Raw genomic sequence first — 2,488 nt, 5'->3', positions numbered from 1 at the left:
GGCCCCTTACACCGAAGCGCTAGGCGAAATGACCAGGTTCGATCGACTTACCGCCGTTCTCGATGACTTTCATCGACAGCTTGAGAGCGAACAGCACGAATTGATCGTGCGCCTTAGAACGGGTTGGGCATTGGCAAAGCGTGACTACTCCCAGGCACTGCAAGCTGGCACCGTCACAAAGTCGGTGATTGCCTCAGGTATAGAACAAGGCATTCGTGAAATGCCCTTGCTCTTGCAGGCCCTGCCGGAACAGGTTCGAGTCGTCGCCAGCCAAGCGCTCTGCTCCGCGCTTCAACAGTACGCGCCAGATGTTCAAGCCAAAGATATGGAGCGGCTTAAAAAAGTCGTCGCACGGGGAAAAATCAAGGGTGAATCGGAGTATTACCTTGTGAGGCATCACATTGACGCACTAGAAGGCACGCCTAGCGACTCCGCTCTACTCTCAACTTTGTATGCACTCGAAGATGCATTCCAGTCACAGTAACCGTGGCCTAACTGGGCGGTCAAGCGGACACCAACAAGGGCCAAGGCTTCGCCATTGTCTTGGCCCTTGTTGGTGCCCTGCGCACCTTCGGTGCTCCGGTGCCGCTTACCTTGGGCGTTAGGCCCCACTTTTTGAGGCTGCATTTTGGCAAGGCTGCTTCATGTCATTCCGCGTGAACATCAATAGCCATCGATGTTTCGCGCGAGAGCACTGATGCGTGCCACGGCCTTTCTCTCTGCCGCTCCCACATCTGTCCGCGTCTTCAGGTTTGGCGCTTTACTGCCCTCAAGTTCCGCCACGTGGCGCAACGCAAAGTCTCAATCTGGCTGTCTGTCCTACGGCAGCCTGCTGGCCGCTCAGTAGCGCCAAAGTGCCATTCGCCATCGCTTTGTGGCTGACCGTCCTGAGGCGGCCAGTGCGGTGTTAGGTGCGCTGGCAAGCCAACGCACAGCAGCCCGCAGCCGTGGCTTTCGCCACCACTGCCTGGCGCTCGAAATCAGCGCGTCCATATCGCTTCGGCGAAGCCGTCACCACCATGGTGTGCCGCCCTCGCCCTAAGTCATTCGGTTCAGTGCAAAATGCAGGAACAACAAACAGCCAAGGGAGCGCGGCAATAGCAATGCCAAGTAATATCAAAGCATGTCAGGTTGGCGTGTTCTCAACGCCCTCTCCTGCGCGCCCCAGCCTAACTGGTCGTTCAACGCGGACGCCACTACAGGCCAGGGCCTGTAGCGGTGCCCTCCGCGCTTCGCGCTACGGCGCCGGTTAACTTTGGCGTTAGGCCCTCCGAAGAATACCAATGGCGCAGATCTACGAAATCGAGACAGAACGGCTGTTGCTTCGTCAGTGGCGCTCCTCCGACTTTCCTGCCTTCGCACAGATGAACGCGGACAAAGAGGTAATGCGCTTCTTTCCTAGTTCTTTGAACGAACAGCAGAGCAACGACATGGCGCAGCGTTGCAGCGACCTCATTGATCTGCGTGGCTGGGGATTTTGGGCTGCTCAAGAGCGGTCATCGGACGCGTTCATCGGTTTCATTGGGTTGCATGTACCAACTGCCGAGTTGCCGTTTTCACCGTGCGTGGAAGTTGGCTGGAGGCTCGCGCGAAACTACTGGGGCAAAGGGCTAGCAACAGAGGGGGCCAGCGCTGCACTGACGTTTGCCTTCAATGAATTGTCATTGCCTGAGGTGGTTTCATTTACGACAATCAGCAATGAGCGGTCGGAGCGCGTGATGAAGCGTCTTGGCATGAAGCGCGATGAGCTGACCTTCCAACATCCATCACTGCCGCATGGCCACCCTATGCAGGAGCACTGCCTGTACCGTGCATCTGCCGCAAGCCCGTATCCTCGATTTAAGTGTCAATTGCAACACCCGTGAGGTCTATGTGTTCTCAACGCCCTCTCCTACGCTCACCAGCCTAACTGGGCGGTCAAGCGGACACCAACACAGGCCATGGCTTCGCCATTCTCATGGCCTGTGTTGGTGCCCTCCGCACCTTCGGTGCTCCGGTGCCGCTTACCTTAGGCGTTAGGCCACTGAGACGAAACACCGATGATCATCGACGATCTGCCATCTCTGCTTTCTTCCAAGCACCCAGATCTCCAAACCGATCTGACGCATTGGATCGACGAGTGGAAGCGCTCCGCAGACAACATTGAGCAGCTTCGATTTCTTGTCGACAAGTGGCTTGGAAACGTATGGGTCAATGATGCAAATAGCGTCAATGCGCTTATGCAAGCTTGGCAATCCTTCAAAGTTCAAGCACTAGACGGAGTTCATTCTCAGACGATGAACGAAAGGCTTTACGCTTTTGGACTGTTTGACGCATGGGATGCAGCAACTTCTGAAGGGCGTCAGAAAATCATGGTCAAGGTACTTGCCAATGCCTAGCAGTCTCATTGGCCTGAATTCACATAACAAGTGCAACACCCCTTACGGACGTCCATACATCGCCTCCGGGGTCTTAAAGCCATAACGTTCACGCGGCCGTGTGTTGAGTT

At 55.8% G+C, this 2,488-nt stretch carries 3 protein-coding genes; all 3 read left to right on the top strand.

The genetic code is table 11. The features are described 5' to 3' along the window. Positions 1–484: hypothetical protein (locus tag JY96_RS23680; protein WP_161784392.1), on the top strand; the 484-nt coding region annotated here is incomplete at its 5' end. Positions 485–1,283: 799 nt separating this feature from the next. Next, positions 1,284–1,865 carry a GNAT family N-acetyltransferase gene (locus tag JY96_RS21665; RefSeq protein WP_052163029.1) on the top strand — a complete coding sequence of 194 codons (582 nt, stop codon included), beginning with the start codon at positions 1,284–1,286 and terminating at the stop codon, positions 1,863–1,865. 174 nt (positions 1,866–2,039) lie between these two features. Further along, positions 2,040–2,378, top strand: coding sequence for a hypothetical protein (locus JY96_RS21660; RefSeq protein WP_035044346.1), 339 nt, complete (start codon positions 2,040–2,042; stop codon positions 2,376–2,378). Positions 2,379–2,488: the final 110 nt, after the last annotated feature.

The sequence above is a fragment of the Aquabacterium sp. NJ1 genome (genome assembly GCF_000768065.1).
Lineage (GTDB): Bacteria > Pseudomonadota > Gammaproteobacteria > Burkholderiales > Burkholderiaceae_C > Aquabacterium.
Note: the sequence above shows the minus strand (reverse complement) of the source record. Positions and strands in the feature narration are given on the sequence as shown.

Excerpts from the sequence above, each read along its gene's own strand:
- JY96_RS21660 (WP_035044346.1), top strand. The coding sequence starts at position 2,040 with ATGATCATCGACGATCTGCCATCTCTGCTTTCTTCCAAGCACCCAGAT.
- JY96_RS21665 (WP_052163029.1), top strand. The coding sequence starts at position 1,284 with ATGGCGCAGATCTACGAAATCGAGACAGAACGGCTGTTGCTTCGTCAG.